This is a genomic window from Micromonospora sp. 15K316 (genome assembly GCF_004348525.1).
Taxonomy (GTDB): domain Bacteria; phylum Actinomycetota; class Actinomycetes; order Mycobacteriales; family Micromonosporaceae; genus Micromonospora.
The window spans coordinates 1-6,063 of sequence record NZ_SMKG01000297.1 but is presented as its reverse complement, the minus strand read 5'-3'; the positions used below and the strand labels follow the sequence as shown (position 1 = coordinate 6,063).

Sequence of the window (6,063 nt, the reverse complement as noted above, 5' to 3'; positions counted from 1 at the left end):
GGTTGCTGGGGTGGGGCGGTGAAGTTCCTGACAAACCGGCTCGCAGGGTGGCCGCTTGGTGGCTTTCGTGGCAATCCTGGGGACCATGGCCCCTCTCCGTTCGCCGCTCTCGAGGCTGTTCACCGTGCTACTCGCGGGGGTGCTCGCCGGCCTCGTCCTCGCGGTGGCCGTGCTCCCGGGCAACCTGCTGTTCGGGCTCGTCACCCGGTCGGCGCTCGGGGCGTACGCCGCGCTGCCGGACGTGCTGCGCACACCGGCGACCCCGCAGCGGTCCTACATCTACGCGAACGACGGCAAGACGTTGATCACCACGTTCTACGACGTGAACCGCACCGACGTCCCGCTGTCGGAGATCGCCCCGGTGATGCGGCAGGCGATCGTGGCGGCCGAGGACCGGCGGTTCTACGAGCACGGCGGCGCGGACCTGCGCGGCCTGTTCCGCGCGGTGGTGGCGAACGTCAAGGGCGGCGGCACCGAGCAGGGCGGCTCCACGCTGACCATGCAGTACGTCCGCAACGTGCTGAAGACGGACCCGACCCGCACCGCCGAGGAGCGGCAGGCGGCCACCGAGCAGACCGTGGGCCGCAAGCTCCAGGAGATCCGGTACGCCTCGGCGCTGGAGAAGAGCCTCAGCAAGGACGAGATCCTCAACCGCTACCTGAACATCGCGTACTTCGGCTCCGGCGCGTACGGCGTCGCCGCCGCCAGCCAGCGGTACTTCGGCAAGGAGCCGGCGCAGCTGACCCTCGCCGAGTCGGCCCTGCTCGCCGGCCTGGTGCAGTCGCCGGACGCGTACAGCCCGATCGACGGTGACCGGGACACGGCGCTGGCCCGCCGCTCGTACGTGCTCGACTCGATGGCGCAGACCGGGGCGATCACGGCCGCGCAGGCGGCTCAGGCCAAGGCCGAGAAGCTCGTCCTGCACCCCACCGCGCAGTCCAACGGCTGCACGGCCACCGCCCAGGGGCACGACGACTGGGGCTTCTTCTGCGACTACCTGCGCCGCTGGTGGCTGACCCAGCCGGCCTTCGGCGCGACCGCGGACGAGCGGGAGCAGGCACTGCGCCGGGGCGGCTACACGGTGGTCACCTCGCTCGACCCGAAGATCCAGGCGACCGCCCAGAAGCAGGCCACCGACGTGTACGGGTACGACAACAAGAACGCGCTGCCGATCGCCGCGGTCGAGCCGGGCACCGGTCGGGTGCTGGCGATGGCGGTGAACCGGCACTACAGCCTCGCCGCGAACCCGAACGGGCAGGAGAACCACCCGAACACCGTCAACCCGCTCATCTCGGGTGGGGGCGGCGTCGAGGGCTACCAGGCCGGCTCGACCTTCAAGCTCTTCACGATGCTCGCGGCGCTGGAGGCGGGCAAGACGCTCTCCACCGGCTTCGACGCGCCCGCGAAGCTGCCCACCCGCTACCCGGACAACGGTGACGGCAACTGTGACGGCCACTGGTGCCCGGCCAACGCCAATCCGGACTGGATGGACGGCTACCGGATGATGTGGGACGGCTTCGGCCGCTCCGTCAACACGTACTTCGTCTGGCTGGCCGAGCAGGTCGGCCAGGACAAAGTGGTCGAGATGGCGCAGCGGCTCGGCATCACCTTCCGGGCCGACGCGGACGCCCGGTTCGCCAAGGAGAACGCGGCCAACTGGGGGTCGTTCACCCTCGGCGTCGCCGCGACCACGCCGCTCGACGTGGCCAACGCCTACGCCACAGTGGCCTCCGAGGGCATGTACTGCGAGCCGCTGCCGGTGATGTCGGTGACCGCGTCGAACGGTGACCGGGTCGCGGTCGGCGACCCGTCCTGCAAGCGGGTGCTGGACGCCGACGTGGCGCGGGCCGCCACGGACGCGGCACGGTGCCCGGTCGGGCAGCAGTCGGCGTTCGGGCAGTGCAACGGGGGTACGGCCACCTCGGTGAACGACATCCTCGGTGGCCGTCCGGTCGCCGGTAAGACCGGTAGCTCGGAGGAGAACGCCACGGAGACCTTCGTCGGCTTCACCCCGCAGGTCGCGGTCGCCGGCATCGCCGCGAACCCCGACGACCCGACCGTGTCGGTGGGCTCCGCGGTGCAGAGTCGGGTGATCGACGCGGTCGCCCACGTGATCTCGACCGCGGTCAAGGGCAAGCCGGAGAAGGGCTTCACCGCTCCCAGTCAGGAGTTGGCCGGCGATCCGCACCGGCCGGCGGACCGGCCGCCGGCGCGGCCGGGTCGTACCGACGACCGGCAGCGCGCGGACGACCCCGGGTCGTTCCTGGAGCGTTGGCTCGCCGGGCGCGGCTGACCCCGAAAACGGCCGGATTTCGGGTGCGGTCGTCCCCGCCACGCGGCGACGACCGCACCCGGCGTCGGATCCGGCGACGCGGCGTGCGGGATCGCCGTGCGGTCGCCCGCCGGGCCGGGTCGACGAACCGGGCCGGGTCGACGAACCGGGCCGGGTCGACGCCGAGCCGGGTGACGGCACCACGGCCCCGCGGAAACCGCACGAGAAGCGGTGCCCGGCGACCCCGCCGAGAAATCTCGGGAGAAAGTTCGGCCGGGGCGTCGGATCCGGTCGGGCGGCTCCGACCACCGGGCGAGAGGCGCCCGTCGGGGGCGTACCGCACCGGAGGAGCAGCCGCCATGCGCAAGATCGTTTACTACGTGCACCAGTCGGTCGACGGATACATCCACGGCCCGAACGGGGAGTTCGACTGGGCGCAGATGGGGCCGGAGCTGTCGGCGTACTCGTCCGAGCTGACCGAGCGGGCCGGCGCCTTCCTCTACGGCCGCAAGGTCTGGGAGCTGATGTCCTCCTACTGGCCGCGCGCCGAGTCGATGTCGCAGGACCCGCACGACCTCGCGTTCGCGCCGGTTTGGCGGAAGATGCCGAAGATCGTGGTGTCCCGGACGCTCACCGAGGCCGCCGAGGGGGCGCGGGTGATCGGGGGCGGCGACCTGGCTGCCGAGATCGGCGCGCTCAAGGCGGAGCCCGGCAAGGACCTGCTGCTCACCGGGGGCTCGAAGCTCGCCTCGGCGCTGACCGGGCTCGGCCTGATCGACGAGTACGCCATCGTCGTGCATCCGGTGGTGCTCGGCGGGGGTCAGCCGGTCTTCCTGGACGCCGCGCGGCTCGGCCTGCGCCTGGCGGAGAGCCGTACCCTCGACGCCCGCTCGGTGGTGCTGGGTTACCGGCACGGGGCGTGAGGAGCGGCGTCGGCGGCAAACGGAGATCCGACGCGGGCCGGGAGGTGAGGTGCGCCGCGCCGCGCCCCTGCTCGTCCGGCGGTCCGAAGCGCGTCCGGCAGAATCGTCGGGTGCCCGTCCATGAGATCACCGACCCGGACGACGAGCGGATCGCCGACTACCGTGCGCTGACCGACGTCGAGCTGCGTACCCGCTGGGAGCCCCCGCACGGGCTCTTCATCGCCGAGGGGGAGCTGGTGCTGCGCCGGGCGCTGCGGGCCGGCTACCCGGCGCGGTCGTACCTGGTCGACGCCAAGCGGGTCGATCAGCTCGCCGATCTGGACACCGGGGAGGCCCCGGTCTACGCGGCGAGCCAGGAGGTGCTGGAGAAGGCGACCGGCTTCCACGTCCACCGGGGCGTGCTGGCGTCCTTCCGACGCCGGCCGCTGCCCACGGTGGCCGAGGTGCTCGCCGCCGCGCGGCGGGTGGTGATCCTCGAGGACGTGAACAACCACACGAACCTCGGCGCGATCTTCAGGGGCGCCGCCGCACTCGGCATCGACGCGGTGCTGCTCTCACCGACCTGCGCCGACCCGCTGTACCGGCGCAGCGTCCGGGTCAGCATGGGCGAGGTGTTCGCGGTGCCCTACGCCAAGTTCGCGCAGTGGCCCGCCGGCCTGGAACAGACCCGGGAGGCGGGCTTCACCGTGCTCGCGATGACGCCGGCGCCCGACGCCGTACCGATCCAGCGGCTCAGCCCGGCCCAGCGGGAGCGGACGGCGCTCCTGTTGGGCGCCGAAGGTCCCGGTCTCACCGCGGCGGCTCAGAACGCCTCCGACGTACGGGTGGTCATCCCGATGCGCCGGGGCGTGGACTCGTTGAACGTGGCGGCGGCCGCCGCCGTCGCCTTCTGGGAGCTGGGCCGCGACGACCCGCTGTGAGCGGCGGGGACGGCAGCGGCGGTTACCTTCCTGGGCGTCACGGACGGTAGCGTGACGCCCGTGTTCCCTACCGTCCGTGAGGTTCTCGCCCTCGACCCGGTCCGCCACGGCGCCCCGCGCCTGGTGGCGGGGGAGGCCGGACTCGACCGGTTGGTCCGCTGGGTGCACGTGGCGGAGGTGCCGGACATCGCCTCCCTGCTCGGCGGCGGCGAGCTGGTGCTCACCACCGGGATCGGGCTGCCCGCCGACGACGCGGGCCTGCGCGCGTTCATCGGTGACCTGGCCGACGTGGGAGTCTCCGGCCTCGTGGTCGAGCTGGGCCGCCGGTACCTCGACGGGGTGCCCCGGGTGATGGCGGCCGCCGCCGAACGGCGCGGACTTCCCCTGGCCGAGCTGCGGCGGGCCACCCCGTTCGTCCGGATCACCGAGGCGGTGCACGGGCTGATCGTGGACGCCCAGCTCACCGAGCTACGCGCCACCGAGGAGATCCACCAGCGGTTCACCGAGCTGTCGGTCGAGGGGGCCGGGCCGGGCGAGGTGGTCCGGCAGGCGGCGGAGCTCTCCGGCTGCCCGGTGGTGCTGGAGAACCTGTCCCGGCAGGTGCTCGCGTACGACCCGGCGGGGGAGAGCGCCGAGCTGCTGCTCGACGGCTGGGAGCAGCACTCGCGCCGGATCCGGCCGGCCGGGCGGACCGCGTACGACGCGGACAGCGGCTGGCTGGTGACCGAGGTCGGGGCGCGGGGGCAGGACTGGGGTCGTCTGCTGCTGCGCTGGCCGGCCGGGGGTGACCTCGCCACCGTCCGCCCGCGGCGCGGCGCCGCCGCCCCGGAGGCCCACCTCGGGCGCCCGTCGCCGCAGATCGTCCCGCCGACCCGGCTCACGATCCTGGTCGAGCGGGCCGCCTCCACACTGGCGTTGGGCCGGTTGATCCGCCGGGACGCCGAAGGGCTGGAGCGGCAGATGCACCGCACGCTGCTCACGGCGCTGCTCGACCATTCGTGGCCGGTCGACGAGGTGGCACTGCGGGCCAAGGCGCTCGGCGTGACGCTGGAGCGGAGACACCTGGTCGGGGTGATGATCCGGTTCCGGGTCGACGGCGCGGCCGCGCCGGCGGGTGAGCCGGGCCCGGCGACCCCGCCGGCCCGGTTGCGCGACCTCGCCGAGGCGGTGGAGCACGCGCTGCGTGAGGCGCGCCTCCCCGCCCTCTCCAGCGCGGTCGACGACCACGCGGTCGGCGCGCTCGTCGCGCTGCCGGACGCCGCCGCCGAGGAGCGGGCGCTGGGCGCGTTCGCGGCCGCGCTGCGCCGCGCGCGGCTCGACGGATCGACCGCGTCCCGCCCGGACGGGACGCCCCGCGCGGACGGGCCGGGTCGGGGCGAGGCGAGCCGGTCGGAGATGGTCGGCCGGATCGACGCGCCGTCCCGGGGCGACCTGCCCCGGCAGGGCGCTCGGGCGTCGGTCCCGGGTCCGCCCTCTCCGGTGATCATCGCGGCCGGCTCGGGGGTGGGTGGCCTCCGGGAGGCCCGTCGCTCGTTGATCGAGGCGCGGCAGATCGCCGACGCGGCCCGGCGGGACCGGCGCGACCTGGCCATCTTCCGGCTGCCGCACGTCGGGCTCGCCGGGCTGCTGCACCTGCTCCGCGACGAGCCCCGGGTGCAGACCTTCGTCGAGCGGGAACTCGGCCCGCTGCTCGGGTACGACGCGCAGCACCCCCGGGAGCAGCTGCTCGACACGCTGCGCGCGTACCTGGAACAGGGCCGGAACAAGTCTGCGGCGGCGGCCGCGGCGCACCTGTCCCGGCCGGCCTTCTACGAGCGGCTGGCCCGCATCGGGCGCATCCTCGACGTCGACCTGGACTCGGTCGACGCCTGCCTCAGCCTGCACGTCGCCCTGCTCGCCCTCGACGCCGTCCGCACCCCCTGACGCCACACCCCACCCCGTCCGGACC

The 6,063-nt window shown here is 73.9% G+C and carries 4 protein-coding genes; all 4 read left to right on the top strand.

What is annotated here, in order from left to right:
• Positions 1 to 85: 85 nt before the first annotated feature.
• The 4 genes from E1211_RS29935 to E1211_RS29920 all read left to right on the top strand — a co-directional run bounded on the left by E1211_RS29935 (position 86) and on the right by E1211_RS29920 (position 6,038).
• Positions 86 to 2,293, top strand: coding sequence for a transglycosylase domain-containing protein (locus E1211_RS29935; RefSeq protein ID WP_132353237.1), 2,208 nt, complete (start codon positions 86 to 88; stop codon positions 2,291 to 2,293).
• 338 nt (positions 2,294 to 2,631) lie between these two features.
• A complete protein-coding gene (locus E1211_RS29930; RefSeq protein ID WP_132353235.1) occupies positions 2,632 to 3,195 on the top strand; it encodes a dihydrofolate reductase family protein in 564 nt (187 codons plus the stop codon).
• Positions 3,196 to 3,305: 110 nt separating this feature from the next.
• Entirely contained in the window at positions 3,306 to 4,115 is an 810-nt protein-coding gene (locus tag E1211_RS29925) for an RNA methyltransferase (protein WP_132353233.1), read from the top strand.
• A 30-nt stretch (positions 4,116 to 4,145) separates the two neighbouring features.
• The gene (locus E1211_RS29920; RefSeq protein ID WP_371686224.1) at positions 4,146 to 6,038 is read left to right on the top strand and encodes a PucR family transcriptional regulator; all 1,893 of its coding nucleotides are present in this window, start codon (positions 4,146 to 4,148) and stop codon (positions 6,036 to 6,038) included.
• Positions 6,039 to 6,063 lie beyond the last annotated feature (25 nt).

Bases quoted from the DNA above. Each gene is read 5' to 3' on its own strand.
- E1211_RS29930 (WP_132353235.1), top strand. From the start codon at position 2,632: ATGCGCAAGATCGTTTACTACGTGCACCAGTCGGTCGACGGATACATC.
- E1211_RS29935 (WP_132353237.1), top strand. From the start codon at position 86: ATGGCCCCTCTCCGTTCGCCGCTCTCGAGGCTGTTCACCGTGCTACTC.